Origin of the sequence: Streptomyces sp. NPDC057617 (assembly GCF_042800555.1) — a bacterium.
Taxonomy (GTDB): domain Bacteria; phylum Actinomycetota; class Actinomycetes; order Streptomycetales; family Streptomycetaceae; genus Streptomyces.
This window is the reverse complement of the sequence record NZ_JBHVGV010000020.1, coordinates 9343-29332: the sequence shown is the minus strand read 5'-3', so window position 1 is coordinate 29332 and position 19990 is coordinate 9343. Positions and strand designations below refer to the sequence as shown.

Below are 19990 nucleotides of genomic sequence, written 5' to 3'. Positions count from 1 at the left end.
GGCAACATCAGGTGTGTAGGGGGGGGAGGGGTAGGTCTCTTGGGGGGGGGTTCCGGGGGGGGCCCCCCCGGGCCGGCGGGCGCGGGTGTGGGGAGGTCCTCGCGCATCGGGGGCTGTGCGAACTCCCGCCGCCCGCCGGGTGTGTCACAGTATGCGCCACCATGGCTGAAAGTCAGCCCCTCCTGCGCCGGTTTGCCGGCCACCGGGGGTGGATGTGCGCGGTGGCGGCCCTGCGGAGGGCGGTGTGTGCATCTCGGCTCCGCTCTCTGCCAGCATCCAAGGCGGCTTCGGTAGCGGGGCTGAACCGGCCCTCGCTGTCGGGGCCGTCCACCTCGATGTTAGCCAGCTCGATTGCCGCCCATGCCGCTTCGTCGGCAGCCGCGAATAGATCCTGGTCGGGCGTCACCAGTGCGAGGTGATCGAAAGCACCGGTCACCGCAGACCTGGCGTTGTAAAGGGCTGCTAGCTCCTCGTAGGTCTGTGACCGGCTCTTGCGGAGCCCGGCGATCATCAGCCAGTACCGCTCACGGTATGCGAGGACGGCTCGGAGCAGGTCGCCCACGGCGGCGGTGATGACGTCGCGCTGCTGCGCGGCGCGGGCGCGTCGGTCGGCCAGGATCTGGGTGGAGCTGGCCAGGGCGGCACCGGCGAGGGTGCCCAGTACGGCTATGAGGGTGGCCCACATGATGTCTCCCGATGAGTGTGGTTACGGCTTCAGCGCGCGTCCGTATGAGCGGCGGTCCTTCAGGGCCTTGGTGATGGTGGCACCGAACCAGCGGTTCGCGGTCTCGGATGTGTCGTCCGGCTCGGGCCAGCGGGGCGTGCCGTTGGCCCGCTTCTTGGACTGGTCGGCGCGGATGGTCGCGGCGCTGATGCCGGTGGCGGCTTCAATCTCGCGGGCGGTGTAAAGCCGGCGGGCCACCAGCTTGGCGGCGGGACGCTGGAAGTGGTCCGAGATCACCTTGTCTACGGCGGCGCTGTCGTACAGGTAGGAGCGGCCTCTCTTGTCGATCGGCGGGGGCCAGTCGGGGTGTCGGGACCACTGGGTGCGGAGGGTGTCGTACGCGCGGCCGTGGCGGGCGGCGATCTCGCGGAGCGTCTCGCTCTCGGGTGTGGGCTTGTCTACCATGAGGGTCTGGCCTTTCTGGCTGGGTGTGGCCGGCAGGTTTTCGCGAGCACCCTTCGGGGTGTCTGAGCTTCGGCTCGGGCCTGTCGGCCGTTGTGCTGTCCGGGGGCGAAGGGGGCTGCCCCCGGCTGGGTGCCGGGGGCAGCGGAGCGGGTCAGCTCTGGTCAGCGAGCCAAGCGCCGAGGTCTTGCATGTGGCTCTCGGCCATGAGTGCGTTCGCGGCCACTGAGTACCCGCGCGCCACGGTGAATTCGCGGGTGAGGAGCCCGTACAGGTCCAGGGCCCCGAGCCAGAATGCACAGGCGGAGAAGAGTCGGGCCTGCTCCGCCTCCGGGATGGGCTGGTCCTCTGCCAGTTCCATGACCCGGCTGACGGCGGGAGCGGCGTCCAGGTTGCTCACCTCTCCGGTGGGGAGGGCGATCGGGACGGGGAGGGCGGCGCAGACGGCGATGAGCCCGGAGTAGGCCACGCTGAGGTGCGTGGAGAGCTTGCGCATCACCTGGTCTTCGAAGTCGGACATTGTGTGCCTTTCTGTTGTGGGTGTTGGTCGGGGTTCGCGGCCCCTTCCGTGTCTCCAGTATGGCACATTGGTGGATTGAATTGCAACATCTTGCGGGTGGCCGCTTCCCTGAACGCAAACGCCCCCGGCTGGCTGCCGGGGGCGTCTGGTCTCAGGGTCAGTCCTGCGGGCGCTCACTTCCCTCGGGGTCGATCAGCCACTCCATGAGGTCGTCGAGCGCGCCTTCTCCGTACATAACGCTGAGCAGGGCCGCGTCTGCATGGTGCAGCATCCCGCCCTTCGCGAAGACGACGGTCAGTTCGGCCGCCGTGATCCAGCCGAGCAGGGCGGCGGCTGCGTCCGCCTGCTGGTCGTCCGGGATCGGCTGCTCCTGCATGATGCTGTACACGCGGATGACGGCGGGCAGGAAATCGGCGATCAGTCCCTGCCTTCCCTGCGGGAGCCGGATGGGGATGGGCAGTGCGGCGAGGGCTGTGTCCAGCTTCTCCGCGTAGGCGCTGAGGTGCCCCATCAAGTGCTGAACCTGTGCGTCTTTGTCGTCGGACATTCTGTTCCCTTCTGTGGGTGGTGGGTTGGGGTTCGCGGCCCCTTCCCTCTTGGGCTCTATTGTGCCACCTTGAGGATTGAATTGCAACACCCTTCGGGTGCAACGAGAAACCCCCCGACTGGCGGCCGGGGGGCGTTCACCTCGCCTGGATCAGTGCTCCAGCAGCCACTCCCCGAGATCCGTGAGCGCGCCATTCGCGATCATCAGGATGCCGAGCGCACCCGCCGCGCGCGACTCCACGTACTCACCCTTGATCAGCAACTCGTAGAGGTCTGCCGCCGAGAGCCACAGGACCGCACCGGTGTACAGCTGCGAGTGCTGCTCCTCCGGCATCGGCTGCTCTTCTGCGATGTCGGCCACCCGGCGAACGGCCGGGATGATCTCGGTGTTGGTTACCACGCCCGTCGGGAGGGCGATGGGGACGGGGAGGTTGGCGCAGACGGCGACCAGTCCTGTGTAGGTGGTGCCGAGGCGACGGTTCAGGGTCTCCATCATGTCGTCTTCGGAGTCGGACACCTTTGTTCCTTTCTGTGGGTGGTGGGTTGGGGTTCGCGGCCCCTTCCCTTGTGTCTTCAGTATGGCATTTGGGGGATTGAATTGCAACACTCTTGGATCGGAAAACGGCCCCAAGTCCCCAGGACTCAGGGCCGTCGACCAGCAACTATCGCCGCTGCCACCCAGACAGACGGTCCCCGGCGCCGACCACCGCCGTCAGCCGAACACCCGGCAACTCCTTCACCGGCACGCCCACCGCATCCGCGATCTCCTGCGCCGGATACCGCTCGGGCGCATCCGCATCCTCAGCATCCGCCACGATCTCGGCCTCGCTGCCTACCAACAGCAGCACCTTCACATTCACGCGCTCCGCCATGGTCTCCTCCTCTTCTCGTATGTCTTTTGTCTCGGTGCTTCCGGCGCTCTCGTGCACGATGACGATTACGGTCGCGTCGTCCCGGTAGCCCTTCGAGTTCGGCTGGGCTGCTGTCACGATGGCGTCCGCCAGGGCCTGCGGGGCGCCCTGGTGAGCCTGCACCAACGCTTCCAGTTCGGTGTGCGGGACCTGGTCGTGCACACCGTCGCTGGTGAGGATGACTAGCCGGTCCCGGATTCCGGCCGTGTACACCGTGCCGATGCTGGCCCGCGCGAGGCTCGTACGGAGCCAGTTGTCGTGCTGTCGGGCGATGTCCAAGGCGACGCCGTTGGCGCGGAGCTGCTCCCCAACGGTGTGGTCGTCGGTGTAGAGCGTCAGCGTGGAGCCGTCCCAGCCGTATGCGCGAGCGTCGCCGGTCCAGTTGACGGCCAGCACGTCGTCATCGGGGCGAACCTGGGCCGCGACAGCGACCGCGTCGGCCTCCTCGCCATCCGCTCCCGGGTCGGCGATGAGTTCGCTGGCGGTGAGGAGCCCGGCGAGCGGACCGCGCCGGGCGGATATACGGGCGGCGGTCTCGGCCAGGAGGGGCGCGGTACGGCTGGTGTGCGGCCCGTGGCCGATGCCGTCGATCACGGCCGCGCCGACCGTTCCGTCCGCGAGGACGTACACCCGGCCAGCGTCGGCGTTGTCCTCTGCGGTGCCTTCACGGGTGGCGATACCCGTTCTGATTGTCTTGCCCATGCGGGGCTTTCTCCTCTCGGTGGTCCGGGACTGTCCCGGCTCCCCTCGACTCCGTCCGTGCGTGACGGGCGGAGCGGGCAACCGTCAGTCCTTCCGAACTGGGTGGTGGCGGGCCGACTGCGGGCCAGGGACCACCAGTCCCAGGCCGGGCCGCACCGCCTCCTGGTCCCCCTCGTCCTCCGGCTCGTCGTCATCCTCCGGCCGGTCCTCCGGCTCGTCGTCCGGCTCGGGCTCGGGTTCGGCCGGGTCGGAGATGACGTGGACCTGGACCAGCGGGGCCGGTACGGACGGCTCGTCGGCGGCCGGCCCGTCGAGGCGCCGGCGCAGCCACCGCCGGAGCACCTGCTCACCATCGGCCTCAGGCGCGCTCATGCCATCCCCCTGAGCGCGTCCCGCACACGCTGCGCGCGCGCCTGCCCGATCCCGTACGTCTTTTTGAGGGAGGCGACACCGGGCACGCTCTCGGGGAAGTCGCTGTGCGCCTTCTCGATCAGGGGGTCCGGGTCGGGTATCTCCTCCTCGGCTTCGGGTACCTCCGGGCCGGGTACGGCGGGTACCTCGGGTAGGGGGTACTCGGGTACGTACGCGTGTACCTCCGTGCGGGTGCGCGGTGGGGCGGCGGGGAACGCGCCGAGCGTGGCGGCGGCAGCCCGGTATTCCTCGTACGAGGAGGTCTGCGGCGTCGGCCGGGCAACGAGAGGCAGGAGGCGGACGCCTACAGGTACGGCGGGCGGAGGCGCGGGGAGCACCGGGTACGCCTGGGCCGGTACAGCGGGTACGGGCGGGGCGTCCTCGGGTACGGGTACCCGCTCGACCGTTGTCCCGTACCCCGGCGCGCGCCAGGGGGAGGCGATGGCGATGGTGGCGAGCTGGCCGGCCGTGCGGCGGGCGGCCAGCTGCTGCATGAGCCGGTCGTGCTGGGCGGGATCGTCGGCCGCGCCGGAGCGGGCGACGGCGGCGGCCAGGCGGTGACGTCCCCACGGAGTACGGAACCGCTCGCGGGAGGCGAGGCGTACGGCGCGGGCGGTCGCCCGGTCCCGCGAGATTTGCTCCGCAGTACGGTCCCGCGTGGCCAGGCCCAGGTAGGACAGCAGGCGTTCGCGCAGCTCACGGCCGACCATCGCGGGCAGGCCAGTGGACAGGGCGCCAGGCCGGTGGACCCGGATCTCCAGACCCATCGCCAGGTGCCACAGCAGGCCGGCCATCACCGGGCCGATCACCGCCCGGACCGTACCGCCGACGATGCCGGACTCGGAGTAGGCGGGGATGACCTGTACTCCGGTGATGAGCCACACGAGTACCCCGGGGGTACCCGCGGTACCCGACCCGGACGCGGTGGCGGTGGCGCGCTTGTTGGCGCGGGCCATCACGGCGCAGGCGAGGAGGGCGAGTTCGGCGGCGGCGAACATGATGATCCGCTCGGTGGTGTCGCGCATGCCGAGGCTGTGCTCGGCGAACCGCCAGGAGGTGTCCGCGGTGTAGACGGTGCAGACGAGGGCGCCGGTCGCGGCGACCGTGACGGGTACGGAGAACGCGCGGGCGGCGAGTACGGCGGCGAGGGCGAGTACGGCGAGTAGGGCCAGGGCGGCGGCGAGGGCGTACCACGGGTGATCGGCCGCGGCACGGCTGAGCAGATCGAAGATCACGGATGTACTCCGGGTAGGGCGAAGACGGGGTACTCGGGCGCGGCGGGTAGGTACTCGCGGGGGCCGGGATAGGGGTACTCGACCGGGCCCGTGCCGGGTATGCGCGCGGCGCGGGCGCGGCCCGCGGGTCAGTGGCTGCCGACGGCGTTGCCCGCGGTGCGCGCTTCCGCGAGGGAGTTGCGCGAGCCGGGGCTGCTGGGCGGGCGGACGCCGCGCTGCACGCGGGCGGCGGCCGTACGGCACCGTTCGTACGCGGCAGCGGCAGCGGCCGGGCTGATGCTCGGCGGGCGGGCGCCGTCAGCCACGGAGGGTCGGCTGGAAGCGCTGGCGCAGCCGGTCGGCGTACTGGGCGCGAGTCCCGGCGATCGGCAGCTCGGCGGTCGCGGCGAGGGCGGTGGTGATGTCGCGGCCGACGGCGGCCGTGTTGTAGGCGCCGTGCCGGTCCCAGACGCTGAGTTGGATCCCCATGTGAAGTGCGGCCGGGCTCATGGCGGAGCTGGGGTTCGTGGCGGTGAGGCGGTCCGCGGTTGCCGTCAGGACAGGGGCGAGCTGGGCGTGGTGGATACGATCCACGGGGACCCATCCCTTCATGGTGGTTGTGGATGGGTCCGCCCCCCGGTCCATGTGGCGGTGCAACGCCGGACCGGGGGGTTTTCCCGTTACCGAGTACGACCGTAGCCACTTCCTTGCCATATGGCAATGAGGTCGGGGAGGATGGGTGCCCATGGCCGACGATGAAGGAGGGCCAGACATGGTGTCGTTCAGGGAGCTGGCTCGACGGCTCGTGGCCGATGGCGTGGTGGAGCGGATCACGCATCAGCGGATCTCGCAGATTCAGCGGGACGACCCCGAATTCCCGCCCGTGGTGCCGATCGGCCGGTCGAAGGCCGTCGACTACCGGGTGGCCCGTCCGTACTTCGCGGGCAGGAGGTCGCGCCAGGGCGAACGTACGGACCTGAAGCGCCAAGGCGGCGAGGAGTAGCAATGGATGATGTGGTGGATTTCCTGCGGGCCCGGCTCGACGACGACGAGCGGGTCGCGCGGGCGGCGACACCAGGCCCGTGGCGTCTGGACAGCACGATCCACGCGGAGTTGCTCAACGCTGGCGACGGCACGACAGTGATCGGCGGCGGGCGATGGGGCGGTGAGGCGTCCGTGTTCGAGTCGACGGAGGACGCGATCCACATCGCGGAGTGGGATCCGTCGCGGGTGCTGCGCGAGATCGACGCCAAGCGGCGCATCGTCGACATCTATGCGGACGCCTTGGAGGAGAGGGCGGCCCTGCGCGCCCGCATGCGCGAGGTGATCCACTCCGATTCCGACGAGTTCGGGCGGCTGCACCAGCAGGAGAGCGAGCTGATCGAGGCTGCCGAGCGCGCGGCTCCTGTCGTGCGCCTGCTCGCGATGCCTTACGGCGACCGGCCCGGCTACCGCGAGGAGTGGCGGCCGTAGTTGCCCGTACGACGTCGGCCCCCACCCGGATCGCTCGGGGTGGGGGCCGACGTGTCGCCTGCTCGACTACGCCGACTGCGGCCGGCGGCGGGATTTGTACCCGCGTCGCGCTATCCCTCACGGGACAATGAAGAGCAACTGAGACAAAGCCGTGTAAGGCAAGGCTCGTACGTTGCGAACCCTCACGGGTGACCACCCCTTGCGGGGCGGCGCGGCGAGCAGTCCGACCGTAGCAGGCTGCGGGCACGTGTGGGCCCAGGTTGCCCCACCCGGGTGACGGTCCGAACGGCTGTGCCGTCGGGGCGGTCAGGCTTCGACGATCTCCTGGATCCGCTTCAGCTTCTCCTCTGCGGTCAGCGCGGAGAGATTCCCTGCCGTGAGCCCGTCGAGCACGCTTCGCACGTTGGTCTGCTCCGGGTACAGCACGGCGTCGAGCACTCGGGCCCTCGTGCTGTTGTCTCGCTCATAGACCCATACTTCGTTCCCCTGGCGGGGCTCCGTGTTGCAGCGCGGATCGAGCACGTCCCTCGGGAAGTAGCCGAGGCCCAGCTTGCCGAGTTCCTCCGCGATCTCCTCAAGGATGTATCGGCCCAACTTCTTGTAGCCGAGTTCTTGGCGAAGGGTGCCCAAGTTGGTCTTGAGGAGCCCTCCCTGGTTGCCGGTCTCCTCGTAGGTGTGCTCTAGGTCGCCACTCATTTCCCCCACCACTCCATGTTGTATGCGATCGACGCACACAACATATCTGATGGCGCCCAATAAAACATGGAGCGGGGTGGAATATGATTCAGCCCCTACACTCGAACGCGCGAGCGAACCAACGGCTCGTCTGGAGTTCCTTCGCTTCTTGGAACGCGTCCAGGTCCGGGACCTGGCGCGCACCCGCCGGTGGATCGTTGAGGAGGAACGACGCGCCGCCGCCGAGCTGCGCGCCGCCGAGCAGCGGGAGCGGCTCCGGCCCCCGCCGCCTGACTGGGTTGCCACCCGCGGTATCGGCGCCCGCCGGGCACTGACCGGGGTGCACGTCGGGGGCTGCTACATGGCCACCGGCATGACGATGACGCTCACGCGGGAGCAGGCGGTCCGGCTGCTCACGGCGGGTGTGGAGGCGTGCGGGCATTGCCGGCCGGATACGGAGCTGGGCGTGCTGGACTAGGCCCGCGAAGCTGGGCGCGAGGCACGGCACCCGGCCTTCGGCCGGGTAACGAGTCGCGAGGGTTCGGGTTACGGGCTGGTCCGATGTCACCCGGTCGGGTGAATCAGTCCTACCGCGCCGCCTGTTCCTGGCCGCGAGGCTACGCTCGCCGCCATGGCGATGAGCGGTGCCCGAGTTGAGATCGGTGCTGTGCAGGCGGCATGGGACCAGGCGTGCGTGGTGCGCGCGGGGACCGAGCGGGGTGAGTGGCCTGACCACCTGGCCGAACACATCGCCGCAGCCACGGCCCTCTACGGCTCCACCGAACTGCTGCGCGGGACCGTGTTTCTGATCGGCGGCGCACTGGTCCAGATCGGAGCTGGGCAAGATGGCGGCCAGGCGTTTGCCGAGAAGTTCACCAAGACGCTCACGGGGAAGATCGACCGGTGGGCCGAGACCGAGTTCGTGGAGTCGGCTGATCTGCCGATGGTTCGCCAGGTGGTGACCGTTGCCTTCGAGGGAGGGGACCCGGTTGCGTGGCGGGATCAGGCCGGACCGATCCCCGACAGCGAGCCGCGCGCTATGACGTGCGCACTGGCCCTGATCAGCGAATTCGTGGACCGTGTTGACGGTCCTGGAGCGTGTGAGCGCCGCCTGCTGACCGGGCTCGGTAGTGCCCTGGACTGATCCGGTCGCGCCACCATGTGCACTGTGTCCGCCCGTCCTGGGAGTGGGACGGGCGGACGTTGCGGCTGCGTTCAGGCCGCAGCGTTCTTCGTGGCGCGCTGCCGACGCCGTGCCGCCGCCCGGCTCGCGCGCCGATCCGCCGCAGTGAGTGCCTTCTCCAACTCCACCAGCTCGGGCCCGGTCCACGTCCGCCGGCCGTCGATGACCGGTACGGGCGCGGCACAGTCGTGCCCGTGCTCGCAGGTGACTTGCTCGGGCTCGGTGCCGCCGTGGTGGAGGGTGAGGATGCCTGCGGACCAGGGGCAGGGGCGCGGCAGCGGATCGTGTCGGCGGTCTGATCCGGCGGCGCGGGCGATCCGGCGCGCGGCCTCCGCGGCCAGGACGCCGATGCGCTCTCGCTGGGCGTCAGAGAGAGGCCGGCACGGTCCCGCGTCCCCGCGGACTCGGGCGAGTAGCCAGCGAGCGGCCTGTACGGCGCTGCGGTCGCCGTGGTTGTAGCGCCAGCGGGCGGGGTCGGCGTCGTCGCGGGCGGCGAGGAGCGCTAGGGAGAGCGCGGCCGGGTCGCCTGAGGCGCCCCGTACGGGCTTGATGGTGTCGCGCTGGATGGCGGAAGCGGTCTCGTCGGCGAGCTGGGTGAGGACGAGTTCGACGGTGCGCATGGTGTCGAGGATGTGGAGACGCAACGGGGCGCCGGTCTTCCGGAGGACGAGCTGGCCGACTTCGGTGGCGTCGTGCTCGTCGAGCTGGCGGGCGTACTCGGCCGGATCGGCCGGCGGCCAGGGTTCGGTCTGGCGGGTGGTGAGGAGGTCCTGGAGGTGGGGCCAGGTGGTGATGATGCTGGTGAGGTGCTGTTCAGCGGTGGTGGTCACTGGATGCTCCTGGTGTGCTGGGGCGGTACGGTGATCTCCACCTGGGGGCGCTCCCGGTCTGGGCGGACTGTGTGTGGGGGCGCCCCTTCTCGTGTGCTCAGGGCCGGTCGTTGAGGTCCTCGTGGGACGGATTGAGGGCGAGGCGGATGCGGGCGGCGACCTCGATGCCGGGCGCTCGCCATGCAGGGTCGTCGATGTCAGCGGCGAACTCGCGCACCCGGTCGAGCGCCGCGCACCGGTCGGCGTCCACCGAGGCCATGGCCTCCAACTCGGCGCGCAGCGCCAGCTGCTCCTCGTCTGCCGCGGCCATGTAGATGCGAAGAGCGGCAGCGCGGTCGGCGGATCGTTTGGCAGCACGGGCAGCCGCCTCCCAGCGGACACGCCGCTCGTGCTTCCGCAGCGTCTCCAGGGGCATGTGGAGGCCATCGCTATGCCCGGCCGGTTGGGCGCACCGGCCGCCGCCTACGAAGGTCACCTCGCAGCGGGCGTCGGGCTCCCTGGCGGCTGGCTGCGCGTGCTCGGCCTCGTACTTCCGCCTCGCCGCACGCACGACCTCAGCAACGAACCCGCGCTCCTCGTCAGTGATGTCCCCGCTGCCCCGCACGCGGATCGTCTCGCCCTCGGCCTCAACCGAGCGGGAGGTGTCGTCTTCGGCTGTGGGCTGCTGTTCCTCGGCGGCCGCCATGACTCGGTCGATGGCGGCGAGGGTGTCGTGGGCCTGCTCGATGGCGGCAACGCGCACTGATCCGTTGATCGTCATCTCGCACAGGCGGCGCACCTCGGCGAGAGCTGCGGCGGCCCTCCGGTCGGTGGGCTCGGGCAGCACAGCCAGCACCGCATCCACGTTGGCTTCCTCGGCTGCTGCTGGCCCGTTGTCGTCCCCCAGCGCCTCCAACTGCGGGTGGCCGTCGACCCAGTCGGTCGGCGCGGCGGTCGGCGGGTTGTCGAAGGCGCCGCCGTACATCACCTCCAGCTCGTGACGCATTCGGGTGTTCTGGGTCCGGAGTTCGGCTTGTTCGACGTCCGCGACGGCCATTACCGCGTCGGCTGCGGCCTCCGCCTCGCCGGGAGTCATCTTGATCGGCCGTCCCTGCTGGGCTAGGGCGAGGACGCTGGCGCCGAATCGGAAGCGGACCTGGTCGCGGATCGCAGCAGCGATGCGGTCGCGGAGGGCGGCCCGGTCGGCCGGCTGCCCGGCGGTACGGACCGCGGCCACTGCCACGGCGGCGATGTTGCGCGGGTCGTCGGCGACGACAGTGCCCTGGGTGTGGCACTGCTCCCACACGGCGGCGGCGATGGCCTCCATGGCGGGGTCGCCGTCGATCCAGACCGGACGGACGGGCTCGGCCTGCACGTCGGTACGGTCCGGCTCCGGGGTCCGCAGCAGGGCGGGCAGGGCGCGGGACTCGTCGTACTCGGCGCGGGACATGAGTACGTGGTCACCCTCGACGCAGTGCGAGGACACGCAGTGGCCGACGCGTGCGCCGTCGAGCGCGGCGGTTGCTGCGCGCCAGATGAGCGCGTTGCGTGCGGCGGGGTTGGCCACGGGCGGCAGGGTTCGGATGAGCGCGTACACGGCGTTGTAGGCGGGCCGACGCGGGTCCTGAGGGTGTCTCTCGGTGGCCTCGGGCTGGTCCTTCATGTGCGGTTCTCCGTGGTGTCGGTGGTGGGGCGGGCGACGGGGCGGTGGCTGTACGGTCCGGGCCGCCAGAGCGCGAGACCGTCGTGGGCGTAGCGGAGCGAATCGGCTGCGTCGTCGGCCCGGTACCGGCGGTCCAACTCCTCGCGGAGCGCACGGTTCTCCGTCTGCGCTGTATCCAGGTCGAGCGCGAGGGCGTCTTCGCGCGCGGTCCCGGGCGCGGTCCGTACCGGCCGGCGGCAGTGCGTGCGGGTGTCGCGGGCGAGACCGGCCGCGTCGGCGGCGAGCGCAGCGCACGCGAACAGGCCGATGGCCCACCAGGTTCCGCCCGCAGTGCCGACGATGCACGCGAGCGCGGCCAGAGCCAGGCTGGACAGGGCGTAGAGGGCGGTGCGCACGCGGGCCGCGGTCACAGCCGCTCACCGGCCTCGGGGCCGTTCTTCGCGGCGAGGTACGCCTGGAACGCGCGCACCGTCGCCCGGTCCTCGGGGCTGAGGACGGCCTGCGGGTCGTTGCCGCAGTGTCCGGTCGGCTGCTCGGCGGGCGGGGTGCTGTCGGCCATGAGGAACAAGCGGGCGATCAGCGTGAACGGGTCGGTCGCGCCCAGGGCGACGAGGCGGGCGAGGACGTTCCCGGCCTCGGTGAGCGTCTCGGAGCGCTCGCGAGCGCGCTGCTCGTCCTGGGGCTGCTTCGCCTTCGCGGCGAGGTGGCCGAGCTGCTGCTCCGCGACCGTACGGCGGGCGTCGCGTTCGGGGTCAGGTGTCGGCGGGGTAGGTGTCGGCTGGTTCGGGTCCATCGGTGCTCCTCCCTTCGCCCGCCCCCGGGGTGGTTGGGGGCGGGCGGCTGGTCGTGTCAGATGTGGCGGAATGTCAGGTCGGCGAGCTGCTCCCGGGCGCCAGCGATGGTGGTCTGGCCCTTGGCGAGGTCGTAGATCAGGCCAACGCCGTGGTATTCGGCTCCGTCGGTGGCGTCGCGGAGGCGGCTGGCGATTTCGGCGATGAGATCGAACACGTCGCTGTCGCTGTCCGATTCGGAGTCGTCGTCCTCGGGCTCGTCGTCGTCCTGGTCGTCCGAGTCGACCGGCACCCAGCGGGGGACGAGGACGAACCGCTCTTCGACGGCGGTTGCCTCGATGAGGTCGCTGTCCCAGCCGTGATCGTCGGGGGCTTCGTCCTGGTGGCCGCCGAGGCTGGCCTCGTACTCGACGGCCCACTCCCCGTCTTCGTCCTGGAAGACCACGCGCCGGTGCTGGGTGTACTTGCCGGTGGAGACGTACTCGTCGGCGAGGACGGCGTCTGTCCAGTCGCTCTCGTCGGGTCCGGCCGGCGGGATGCCGAGGTCGGCGAGCTGCTCGCGTGTGAACTGGCGGGTGGCGGTGGGTTCCATGTGGGTGTCCTTCGTGGTGGGGAAGGCGAGCTGATCGGGGGCGGCGCGGTGTCCGCGGCGTGCGCGGTACTTGGCGGAGCAGACGGGGCCGCGCCCGGCCGCCAGGGACGTGGGGTCCCGGAGCGGCCGGCCGCAGTCGTCGCAGGTGCGGCGAGTCACAGGTCGATGAGGAAGATCGCGTAGATGCCGAGCCAGACAGCGGCGAAGACGACCAGCCCGACGATGGCCGCCAGGTCGGCGTTGACGGTGTAGGCGTACGTGCCGCCGCCGGAGATGAGGCCGAGGAGTAGGGCGAGGAGGAATGTGGGCATCAGGCGACGCTCCCTGTCCAGGTGGCGAGTTCGGCAGTGGTTTCGGCCTGGGCGTTCACGAGGTGGTCGCGCTCGCGGAGGAGGTCCTGGAGGGCGTTCCAGCAGCGGACGGCATCGGCCGAAGTGGTCGGCCGCGGCAAGGACTCGATTTCGGCGAGGCGCTCGGAGGTCATCTCAGGCATCGGCGGCCGGCCGCGGTTCGTCGTCGGCGTTGTGGACCAGGCGCCAGCGCTTCGTGAGTAGGTCGTACTCGATGTGTTCGTCGCCGGACGGGTTGGAGATGTGGCCGTCGGGCTCGATGTGGAAGGGCACGGCGGCGTCGATGAGGGCGTTGAGGCCGTCGGTAGCGCGCTGCCAGGGATCGGTGTGGAGGCCGAGGGCGTCCCGGGCGGCGGTGTTCTGGCCGCTGGTGGCGTCGAGGAGCTGCTCCGCGAGGAGCCGGGCCGTGCGGTGTGCGCGGGCGGCTTCGGCGCGCCAGTGGGCGACGGCGCGGAGGGTTCGGGTGAGGCGGCGGGTGCCCTTCTCACGCTGCGCTTCGGCGGTCCGGAGGCGGCGGGAAGCCCCGTTGTAGAGGGCCTGGAGAAGGCTCAGCTTGATGTTGAGGCTGCTGTTTTCGTGCTGGGTGGCGCGGAGGCGGCGGGTGGTGGTGAGTCCGAACATCGGGTGCTCCTGGCGGTGGCGCCGGGGGCGGGCCCCAAGTGGGCCCCAAGTCCGGTCGTACGTGGTGGGTCAGCGGTGGTCGCTGGTCTCGTCGGCGTTGGCGACGGCCGCGAGGTACTCCGCCATCACGGCGTTGTGGCGGGCGTCGGCGAGCGCGTTGTGGTGCCCGTCGGCCTGCTTCGGCAGGTCGCCCGGGGTGAGGCCGAGGCGCTTGGCCTCGGTGACCAGGTCGTCGGTCTGCATCGGCAGGCCGGCCGGAAGGTTGGACATGGGGCCGAAAAGCTGCGCGTACGCGACGTGGTCGTACGCGCTGTAGTAGGCCCAGAGGTCGGGGGTCGGGGTGGCGAGGACGAACTCGCGAACCAGGGTGGCGATCTGTGCGCGGGGCCGAACGTCGGGGTGGTCGAGGTTGAGGTGCCCGGGGCCGGAAGGGCGGCAGGTCGCGCACCGGGTGCCCTCGTGCTGCCGGGTGGGCAGGCTGGGCCAGACGTTCGCCATGAGCCAGTCGTGGCGGCGGACGGCGGACTGGTTGAACTCGCTGCTGACGGCGTACAGCTCGCGGCCGTCCTCGGCGACCATGCCGATGCTGATCAGGTCGATCGTGCGGCCGTCGTCGAGGAACTCGGTGTCATAGAAGATCTTCACTGCTGCTCCTGTGTGGTGTTGATGCTGGTGGACGGGCAGTTGGGTCAGAACGGGGGCTCGTTGCCGGTGCCGGTGGCCCAGGGGTCGTCCTGCGGGGGCTGCTGCGGTCGGCTGTACTGCGCGCCACCCTGCTGAGCGCCCTGCGCGCGCCCCTGACCGCCGCTCTGCGCCCCGTTCCCGTTCCCGGTGACCTTGGAGACCTGCGCGGTCGCGAACGCGAGGCTGGGGCCGATGGAGCGGATCATGAGCGCGGTCCGCTCGTGCTTCTGACCGTCCTTCTCCCAGCGCTCCGTCCGCACCTCACCCGTGACCAGGACCTCCATGCCCTTCGTCAGGGTCTCGACGGCGTTCTCCGCCAGGCGCTCCCAGGCCGTACCGCGGATGTAGAAGACGTCCCCGTCCTCCCACTCCTGGGTCTGACGGTTCAGCCGGCGGGAGTTGAACGCGAGCGAGATGGACGCGACGGCCTTCCCGGCCGAGGTGAACCGAAGCTCGGGGTCCGCGGTGAGGCGGCCGACTCCCGTGATGGTGGGCAATGCCATGTGATCTTCCTTCTTCCTGCGCGCGACCTCGGAGAGAACCGGTTCACGCGGTGGGTGGTTATCGGGGGCGGTTGTTGATGAGGCGGGCGATGGCGAGGGGGGTGGTGATGCAGTTGCAGGGGGAGGGCTCGTCGCAGGTGGTGCAGAAGTCCATGGGCTTGTGGCCGCTGCATCCGTCGCCGCAGTTGGGGCAGTCCGGGGTGTCGCGTTCGGTCTGGTGGTTGTCGGCGGTGCTGCGGAGGAGTTGGACGAGGTGGTGGCCGATGCCGGGGTGCATGGCGGCGATGTACGAGGCGTCCTCGTCGGAGATCTCGCCTTGGACGATGACGTCGCAGTCGTACTCGCAGCACTTTTCGGCGGGCTCGATGCCGATGGTCTGGGGGGCTCCGTCGCCTTCGGGGTGGGTGTTGCGTTCTCGGGCGACGCGCCATGTGGTGCCGTGGGCGGCGGTGAGGAGGGCTTCGAGGTCGTTGGCGGCCTGGCGGAGTTCGTCGGCCGGGTTGGCCGCCTTGGGCTTGCACTTCGGGCAGTAGTCGCCCGTGCCGTCGCACTGCCAGCCCTGGGTGGTGCGGACGTGGTTGCGCACGACTTCGAGGCGTTCGGCCTTGGTCATGGTGTCGGTGACGATGAAGTCGCCGCGGAGCGTGGTGCCGCAGGTGTCGCAGGAGATACCGAGGCCGCACGGGTACTTCTGGCCGGTCGGAGTGTCGCTGTCTTGACCAGGCTGCTCGACGGGGTGCCACTGCATGACGGTGGCAGGTCGCTGCTCGTATTCGGTGATCGTGATTTCGGTCCGGTCGCCGAACTTGTCGTGGTCCTCCTGAATCTCCGTCAGACCTCGCTCGTAGGTGACGGCGTAGGTCTTGCTGTCATCGGGAGCGCGGAAGATGAGCCGGTGGGCGGACACCCAGCGGCGGGTATCGATCTGCTCGCAGTGCAGCTCGGTCGCGCGTCCGTCGATTCCGGAGCACTCGTATGGGATGCCCCAGGCTTCGATCTGGTTGCGGGTGACAGTTCGGGTGTTCATGTCGTCCTTCTGCGGTGGTGGTGATCGTCGAGTCGGGTGACGCCGACGGGGAGGGAGAGTTGCTGGTCGTGGGCCCGCTGGGCGGCGTAGGCGCGGTGTGCGGCGTCGTCGCGGGCGGGGTGTACGTGGGTGGTGAGCGGGATTCCGGTGCTGGTGGTGCAGGGGGAGCCGGGGGCGGCTTCGCATCCGGTTTCCGTGCAGGTGGTGGTGTCGATGACCCAGGTGCGGCGGCGGATGTCGTGGGTGTCGTGGCGCCTGGCGCGGCCGGTGGAGGGGTTGGTGCAGAGGTCGCCGGCGGGTGCGTGGCACCAGGTGCAGGTGACGGACATCTGCGGGAAGCGGAGGCGGCGGGTCACGGGGTTTTCCGGGCGAGGAGGGTGGGGCCGACGCCAATCCAGCGAGGCATGCCGGGCTGCGGAGTCTGACCCGTGTCCGCCGCGGCGAGGTTGACGGTGCGGTGCAGCGACATCGAGTACGTCAGCAGGTCGTCTCGGAGGTCGGTGGGGCAGCGAACTCCGGCCTGGACGTCGGCGAGGATCGGCCGGAGCGGGTGGGCGTGGATCTTGATGTGCCCGCGGTGGCTGGTCTGGGCGTGCGTGCTGGTGATGTGGAGCCAGTCGGCGGCATCCAGAGGGCCGGCCAGGGCGAGGAGGTCGATGTGGTCGCCGAGGTCAGCGCCGCCGTTGGTCCAGGCGTAGTGGATGGCGATACATCCGCAGGGCTTGCGGAGGGTGATTGAGAGCCAGGTCTCGGGGGGCTGGCTGCTGGTGATGCTGCTGATGACGGCTTGGATGACGGGCTCGGGGTCGCCGGTGGGCTTGAGGGTGGTGGCGGGGTGTTCGGTGGCGGTGGTGGTCATCAGGTGGCGTCCTCGTAGGTAACGGCGGGCGTGGTGATGGCGTGGACGGCGGAGGCGGCGCGGCGGCGCTCGATCTCGCGGGCGTCCTCGGCGGGATCGACCGGCGGAAGGCCGGCGGCGGCGCGGCGGGCGTCGTCGAGGCGGGCGGGGTGGACGTCGGCGCGGCGTCGGCCGCGGGTGGTGCAGCTTGTGCCGGGGAGGGCCTGGCAGGCGCGGCAGGGGACAGCGCGGGGATTGACGACGCCTTCGCGGACGCGGGGTAGGGCTTTGCCGACGGAGGCGAGGACGGCGGCCGCGCGGCCCGTGGTGGGTGTGCCGGAGGTGAGTTCGGGGCGGCCGTGGCCGACCGAGGCGGCAATGGCCTGAGGAGGGGTCTGGCCGTCGGCGGCCGCGCGGATGAGGGCGCGCATGGATTGCCCGGACTCTGCGCCGGTTTCGTTCGGGTTGCCGTCGTAGACCGGGTTGGCGAGGGCGATGCGCTCGGCGCGGCGCTCGCGGATCTCGGTGACGATCTCGGCCGGGGAGACGAACCGCTGGCGGCGGGCGACGGCGATGACTGCTTCGCGGGCCTCGTCGGGGTTGTACGGCTTGAGGATCTCGCCCCAGACGTCGGGGGTGTACTCGCCGAACTTCTGGGCCGGGCACGCGGCAGCGACGTACTCGGCGATCTGGATCGCTTCTTCTTCAGTCACTGGGGTGTCCTTCCTGGCGCTGTGCGGCGCGGACGGCGACGCGGGCGCGGGCCCGGTCGAAGACGGTCTCGCCGGACTGCTGGCCGTATGGGGTGGCGGCCGATGCCGGGGTGGTGTTCATGACCTCGTTGACGACCGACGGGAGCGTGGCGGGGTGGAGACCCTTCTGCATCCAGCGGGCGATGCCGCGCCGGATGTCGTCCGGGTGGATCCCGTCGTCATCGAGGAGGACGCGGATGTGTTTGGCCATCTGGCCGATGACGGTGGAGGGCGGGCGCTTCGGGGTGCGCTCCAGCCATTCGCCGACGATCGTCTGAGCGGTGACGATCTCGGCATCAATCACGGCGTCGCCGTCTGTGTCGTCCTGACCGGCAGGTTCCGACGGACGATCACCGAACGAGAGAGGTCTTGTAGAGAGAGGAGAGTGAGTAGGCGTCCGGGATTCCCTGACACTGACGTCCGGGATTTCCTGACACTGAGACTCGTCAGTGTCAGGGATTTGCGGACACTGGGTTTCCGGCTCAGTGTCCGGGGTTTCCGGACGCTGAGAGGGGTCAGTGTCCGCATTCTCCGGACGCTGAGGCTCGGGCCCAGTGTCCGGGATTCCCGGATGCTGAGGATCGTCAGTGTCAGGAGAATCCGGACGCTGGGGGTCGTCATCAGCGTCCGGGATTTGCGGACTCTGAAGCGGCAGGATCCGGTACTTCGCCGTGCCGTTTTTCTGGCCCGCGCTGACCTTCTCCAGACAGCCCTTCTCGACCAAGGCCTTGATCACCGCGTAGATCTGGGCCCGGCTGACCTGCGCCCGGCGGAGGATCTTCGCGGACTCCACGCTGGACCAGGTGATGCGCGTGCTGTCGCGGGCGTCGTCCGCCAGCACCGAGAGCGCGAGCTTCTCGCGGTGCGTCAGCGTCGTCGGGGCGTAGTCGAGCACCTCGACGTACAGGCGGCTGCCCACGGATCTCCTCTGGGGGGTGGTGCGGGGGTGGTGCGGCCGGCCGGGGAAGTGACCGGCCGCACCGGGAGCGGTCGATCAGCGGGTCGGGGAGCCGTTCAGGACGGCCATCTCCGTGTCGCTGTCGATGAGGGTCCGGATGTCGGCGAAGGCCGCAGCGAGGATGTCCTCGGGGCGCTCGATCTTGAAGCCGAGCGTCAGATTTCCCTTGTCGAGGCGGTATTTGAAACGGGCGAGGACCTTGTACGGCTCGGTGCCCTCGAAGGGCTTCAGCGCGAGCGTGAGCGTTGCCGGGATGGTGATCTCGCCCCGGTGGCCGGCCTTTGCCTGGACGTCCTCGGTGTACGCGAACTTCCGCTGACCGGAGTCGAGGCGCTGGGACGACTGGAACTCGGCGGTTGTGGTGGCCTCGAAGCTCTCGGCGAGCTCCAGCATGGTGGCCGCGGTCGGCTCGACGAAGTCGACGAGGTTGTCCTCGACGAAGTCGGCGAACTTGTCCTGCGGGACGAGCCGGTTGTCCATGCCGGTCCAGGCCGTCCACGCCGTGGTGTGGCGGAGCTGGAGTTCGAGGCGGTGGCGGCCCCAGCGGGCGTCCTGGCCGGTGTGGGCGTCCAGGACGGCCGTGATGGTGCGCCGCTCGACGTCCGCGTACAGCTCGCTGTTCTTGTCGGCGTGCTTGTCGAAGTACGCCATGAAGGAGGGGACATCGCGCACCACGGTGGTGCCGGCCTTGCGCTTCGGGGTGTCGAGGTACTGCTCGCCGGTGAGGTCGATCTGATGGATCTGGCCGCTGGCGGTCGCGACGGCGTAGATCTGGCCGACGGCGAGTTCCACGGGGCGCGCGGCGCGGAGGGCGATGTCGATGACGGCCTGGGCCTCGGTGTTGTTGCTGCCGAGATTCATTACTTGGCGCTCCGGAGGTTGGTCTTCGGGGTGGTGGTGTCGACTTCGCGGAGGCCGGTGATGACGGGCTGGCGCGGGTCGGTGCGGGAGAGGTTGCCGTCGTCGGTGACGAAGAAGATGCTCTTGGGGCGCTCGGCCTTGGGGGCCTTCACGGCAACGCTGTCGGTGACGGTGAGGGTCCGGCCGTCAGTGCCCGAGATCGGCTTGACGTCGATCTTCAGCGCGAGGGATCCGGCCTTGCCGGTCTCCCGTACGGCCGCGAGCAGCTCGTGCAGCTTCTCGGACAGCTCGGCGTGCAGCGTGCCGCCGGACTGCTCCTGGAGGAACGCGGCGAACGGCCGGACCGTGCGCTGTTCCTCGTTCTCGGTGGACATGCGATCCCTTCGTGATCAGTGCCGCGCAACAAGCCGTCGCGCGGCGCGGTAGGTGTGGGCGGCGGCCCGGCGCTTGCCGGAGGCCACCGCGCGGGCGTCGAACAGAGCGCTGGCGCTCTGCGGGGACGGAGTGGTCCAGGCGCCGGCGGGCCAGCCGGGGCCTGGACGGGGCTCCGGGAGGCCGACGAGCGCGGACGGGGTATGGAGGGGACAGCGCAGGCCCGTGCGATACCGGCGGACGCCGATGACGACACGGCAGTACGCGCGCTCGTCACCGAGCCAGTGACTGCACTCGTCCATCGGTCCTCTCCTTCTGGTGGTGGCCTGGGGTGGGGGGTGGCGAGGGGGGGGGGTGGAGGTGGCACGCGGGAGGGAAGGGGGAGGAAGGGGGGGGGTGGTCGGCGGG

The 19990-nt window shown here is 70.3% G+C and carries 33 protein-coding genes; 4 read left to right on the top strand and 29 right to left on the bottom strand.

What is annotated here, in order from left to right; all coding sequences use genetic code 11:
- Positions 1 to 172: 172 nt before the first annotated feature.
- The 10 genes from ACFU9P_RS33100 to ACFU9P_RS33055 form a co-directional block, all read right to left on the bottom strand.
- A complete protein-coding gene (locus ACFU9P_RS33100; RefSeq protein WP_384088148.1) occupies positions 173 to 685 on the bottom strand; it encodes a hypothetical protein in 513 nt (170 codons plus the stop codon).
- A 21-nt stretch (positions 686 to 706) separates the two neighbouring features.
- The gene (locus ACFU9P_RS33095; protein WP_384088145.1) at positions 707 to 1129 is read right to left on the bottom strand and encodes a hypothetical protein; all 423 of its coding nucleotides are present in this window, start codon (positions 1127 to 1129) and stop codon (positions 707 to 709) included.
- 151 nt (positions 1130 to 1280) lie between these two features.
- Entirely contained in the window at positions 1281 to 1646 is a 366-nt protein-coding gene (locus ACFU9P_RS33090) for a hypothetical protein (protein ID WP_384088142.1), read from the bottom strand.
- Between the two features lie 157 nt (positions 1647 to 1803).
- Positions 1804 to 2193 (bottom strand): hypothetical protein, encoded by a 390-nt coding sequence (locus tag ACFU9P_RS33085; RefSeq protein WP_384088139.1) that lies wholly within the window; start codon positions 2191 to 2193, stop codon positions 1804 to 1806.
- A gap of 150 nt (positions 2194 to 2343) precedes the next feature.
- On the bottom strand, positions 2344 to 2709 hold the full coding sequence (locus tag ACFU9P_RS33080) for a hypothetical protein (protein WP_384088137.1): 366 nt from the start codon (positions 2707 to 2709) through the stop codon (positions 2344 to 2346).
- Between the two features lie 145 nt (positions 2710 to 2854).
- Positions 2855 to 3805: a PP2C family protein-serine/threonine phosphatase gene (locus tag ACFU9P_RS33075; protein ID WP_384088134.1), complete on the bottom strand. Its 951-nt coding sequence runs from the start codon at positions 3803 to 3805 to the stop codon at positions 2855 to 2857.
- An 84-nt stretch (positions 3806 to 3889) separates the two neighbouring features.
- Positions 3890 to 4177 (bottom strand): hypothetical protein, encoded by a 288-nt coding sequence (locus tag ACFU9P_RS33070; protein WP_384088131.1) that lies wholly within the window; start codon positions 4175 to 4177, stop codon positions 3890 to 3892.
- Positions 4174 to 5451 carry a hypothetical protein gene (locus ACFU9P_RS33065; RefSeq protein ID WP_384088128.1) on the bottom strand — a complete coding sequence of 426 codons (1278 nt, stop codon included), beginning with the start codon at positions 5449 to 5451 and terminating at the stop codon, positions 4174 to 4176. Before ACFU9P_RS33065 ends, ACFU9P_RS33070 begins: the two co-directional genes overlap by 4 nt.
- A 128-nt stretch (positions 5452 to 5579) precedes the next feature.
- The gene (locus tag ACFU9P_RS33060; RefSeq protein ID WP_384088125.1) at positions 5580 to 5756 is read right to left on the bottom strand and encodes a hypothetical protein; all 177 of its coding nucleotides are present in this window, start codon (positions 5754 to 5756) and stop codon (positions 5580 to 5582) included.
- Positions 5749 to 6024 carry a hypothetical protein gene (locus ACFU9P_RS33055; protein WP_384088122.1) on the bottom strand — a complete coding sequence of 92 codons (276 nt, stop codon included), beginning with the start codon at positions 6022 to 6024 and terminating at the stop codon, positions 5749 to 5751. The genes ACFU9P_RS33060 and ACFU9P_RS33055 overlap by 8 nt, the downstream gene beginning before the upstream one ends.
- A 178-nt stretch (positions 6025 to 6202) precedes the next feature.
- Between ACFU9P_RS33055 and ACFU9P_RS33050 the strand changes: the two genes are divergently transcribed.
- Both ACFU9P_RS33050 and ACFU9P_RS33045 read left to right on the top strand, forming a co-directional pair.
- On the top strand, positions 6203 to 6433 hold the full coding sequence (locus ACFU9P_RS33050; RefSeq protein WP_384088119.1) for a hypothetical protein: 231 nt from the start codon (positions 6203 to 6205) through the stop codon (positions 6431 to 6433).
- A gap of 2 nt (positions 6434 to 6435) precedes the next feature.
- Positions 6436 to 6903 (top strand): DUF6221 family protein, encoded by a 468-nt coding sequence (locus ACFU9P_RS33045; RefSeq protein WP_384088116.1) that lies wholly within the window; start codon positions 6436 to 6438, stop codon positions 6901 to 6903.
- A gap of 306 nt (positions 6904 to 7209) precedes the next feature.
- Here the strand turns inward: ACFU9P_RS33045 and ACFU9P_RS33040 are convergent, their stop codons facing one another.
- Positions 7210 to 7599: a hypothetical protein gene (locus ACFU9P_RS33040; RefSeq protein WP_384088113.1), complete on the bottom strand. Its 390-nt coding sequence runs from the start codon at positions 7597 to 7599 to the stop codon at positions 7210 to 7212.
- Positions 7600 to 7747: 148 nt separating this feature from the next.
- On the opposite strand from ACFU9P_RS33040, the gene ACFU9P_RS33035 reads away from it, so the two are divergent.
- Complete coding sequence (locus tag ACFU9P_RS33035; RefSeq protein WP_384088110.1) at positions 7748 to 8056, top strand: DUF6233 domain-containing protein; 309 nt, start codon at positions 7748 to 7750, stop codon at positions 8054 to 8056.
- 153 nt (positions 8057 to 8209) lie between these two features.
- Positions 8210 to 8722 carry a hypothetical protein gene (locus ACFU9P_RS33030; RefSeq protein ID WP_384088107.1) on the top strand — a complete coding sequence of 171 codons (513 nt, stop codon included), beginning with the start codon at positions 8210 to 8212 and terminating at the stop codon, positions 8720 to 8722.
- Positions 8723 to 8793: 71 nt separating this feature from the next.
- On the opposite strand, the gene ACFU9P_RS33025 is transcribed toward ACFU9P_RS33030, so the two are convergent.
- The 18 genes from ACFU9P_RS33025 to ACFU9P_RS32940 all read right to left on the bottom strand — a co-directional run bounded on the left by ACFU9P_RS33025 (position 8794) and on the right by ACFU9P_RS32940 (position 19884).
- Positions 8794 to 9591, bottom strand: coding sequence for a hypothetical protein (locus ACFU9P_RS33025; RefSeq protein ID WP_384088104.1), 798 nt, complete (start codon positions 9589 to 9591; stop codon positions 8794 to 8796).
- Between the two features lie 97 nt (positions 9592 to 9688).
- Complete coding sequence (locus ACFU9P_RS33020; RefSeq protein ID WP_384088102.1) at positions 9689 to 11233, bottom strand: hypothetical protein; 1545 nt, start codon at positions 11231 to 11233, stop codon at positions 9689 to 9691.
- Positions 11230 to 11643 carry a hypothetical protein gene (locus tag ACFU9P_RS33015; protein ID WP_384088099.1) on the bottom strand — a complete coding sequence of 138 codons (414 nt, stop codon included), beginning with the start codon at positions 11641 to 11643 and terminating at the stop codon, positions 11230 to 11232. The genes ACFU9P_RS33020 and ACFU9P_RS33015 overlap by 4 nt, the downstream gene beginning before the upstream one ends.
- A complete protein-coding gene (locus ACFU9P_RS33010; RefSeq protein WP_384088096.1) occupies positions 11640 to 12026 on the bottom strand; it encodes a hypothetical protein in 387 nt (128 codons plus the stop codon). Before ACFU9P_RS33010 ends, ACFU9P_RS33015 begins: the two co-directional genes overlap by 4 nt.
- 56 nt (positions 12027 to 12082) lie before the next feature.
- Positions 12083 to 12775 (bottom strand): DUF6011 domain-containing protein, encoded by a 693-nt coding sequence (locus ACFU9P_RS33005; RefSeq protein WP_384088093.1) that lies wholly within the window; start codon positions 12773 to 12775, stop codon positions 12083 to 12085.
- Complete coding sequence (locus ACFU9P_RS33000; protein ID WP_384088090.1) at positions 12772 to 12927, bottom strand: hypothetical protein; 156 nt, start codon at positions 12925 to 12927, stop codon at positions 12772 to 12774. Before ACFU9P_RS33000 ends, ACFU9P_RS33005 begins: the two co-directional genes overlap by 4 nt.
- Complete coding sequence (locus ACFU9P_RS32995; RefSeq protein WP_384088087.1) at positions 12927 to 13100, bottom strand: hypothetical protein; 174 nt, start codon at positions 13098 to 13100, stop codon at positions 12927 to 12929. The genes ACFU9P_RS33000 and ACFU9P_RS32995 overlap by 1 nt, the downstream gene beginning before the upstream one ends.
- Position 13101: 1 nt before the next feature.
- On the bottom strand, positions 13102 to 13587 hold the full coding sequence (locus ACFU9P_RS32990) for a hypothetical protein (RefSeq protein ID WP_384088084.1): 486 nt from the start codon (positions 13585 to 13587) through the stop codon (positions 13102 to 13104).
- 69 nt (positions 13588 to 13656) lie between these two features.
- Entirely contained in the window at positions 13657 to 14232 is a 576-nt protein-coding gene (locus ACFU9P_RS32985; protein ID WP_384088081.1) for a 3'-5' exoribonuclease domain-containing protein, read from the bottom strand.
- A 44-nt stretch (positions 14233 to 14276) separates the two neighbouring features.
- Positions 14277 to 14774 (bottom strand): single-stranded DNA-binding protein, encoded by a 498-nt coding sequence (ssb, locus tag ACFU9P_RS32980; RefSeq protein ID WP_384088078.1) that lies wholly within the window; start codon positions 14772 to 14774, stop codon positions 14277 to 14279.
- Positions 14775 to 14832: 58 nt separating this feature from the next.
- Positions 14833 to 15801: a hypothetical protein gene (locus ACFU9P_RS32975; protein WP_384088075.1), complete on the bottom strand. Its 969-nt coding sequence runs from the start codon at positions 15799 to 15801 to the stop codon at positions 14833 to 14835.
- On the bottom strand, positions 15798 to 16157 hold the full coding sequence (locus tag ACFU9P_RS32970) for a hypothetical protein (protein ID WP_384088073.1): 360 nt from the start codon (positions 16155 to 16157) through the stop codon (positions 15798 to 15800). Before ACFU9P_RS32970 ends, ACFU9P_RS32975 begins: the two co-directional genes overlap by 4 nt.
- Positions 16154 to 16660 carry a hypothetical protein gene (locus tag ACFU9P_RS32965; RefSeq protein ID WP_384088070.1) on the bottom strand — a complete coding sequence of 169 codons (507 nt, stop codon included), beginning with the start codon at positions 16658 to 16660 and terminating at the stop codon, positions 16154 to 16156. The genes ACFU9P_RS32970 and ACFU9P_RS32965 overlap by 4 nt, the downstream gene beginning before the upstream one ends.
- Complete coding sequence (locus ACFU9P_RS32960) at positions 16660 to 17352, bottom strand: hypothetical protein (protein WP_384088067.1); 693 nt, start codon at positions 17350 to 17352, stop codon at positions 16660 to 16662. Before ACFU9P_RS32960 ends, ACFU9P_RS32965 begins: the two co-directional genes overlap by 1 nt.
- Positions 17345 to 18310 (bottom strand): hypothetical protein, encoded by a 966-nt coding sequence (locus tag ACFU9P_RS32955; protein ID WP_384088064.1) that lies wholly within the window; start codon positions 18308 to 18310, stop codon positions 17345 to 17347. Before ACFU9P_RS32955 ends, ACFU9P_RS32960 begins: the two co-directional genes overlap by 8 nt.
- Before the next feature lie 75 nt (positions 18311 to 18385).
- Entirely contained in the window at positions 18386 to 19210 is an 825-nt protein-coding gene (locus tag ACFU9P_RS32950; protein WP_384088061.1) for a DUF2303 family protein, read from the bottom strand.
- Entirely contained in the window at positions 19210 to 19584 is a 375-nt protein-coding gene (locus ACFU9P_RS32945; RefSeq protein WP_384088058.1) for a hypothetical protein, read from the bottom strand. The genes ACFU9P_RS32950 and ACFU9P_RS32945 overlap by 1 nt, the downstream gene beginning before the upstream one ends.
- Before the next feature lie 15 nt (positions 19585 to 19599).
- Complete coding sequence (locus tag ACFU9P_RS32940; RefSeq protein ID WP_384088056.1) at positions 19600 to 19884, bottom strand: hypothetical protein; 285 nt, start codon at positions 19882 to 19884, stop codon at positions 19600 to 19602.
- Between the last annotated feature and the right edge of the window lie 106 nt (positions 19885 to 19990).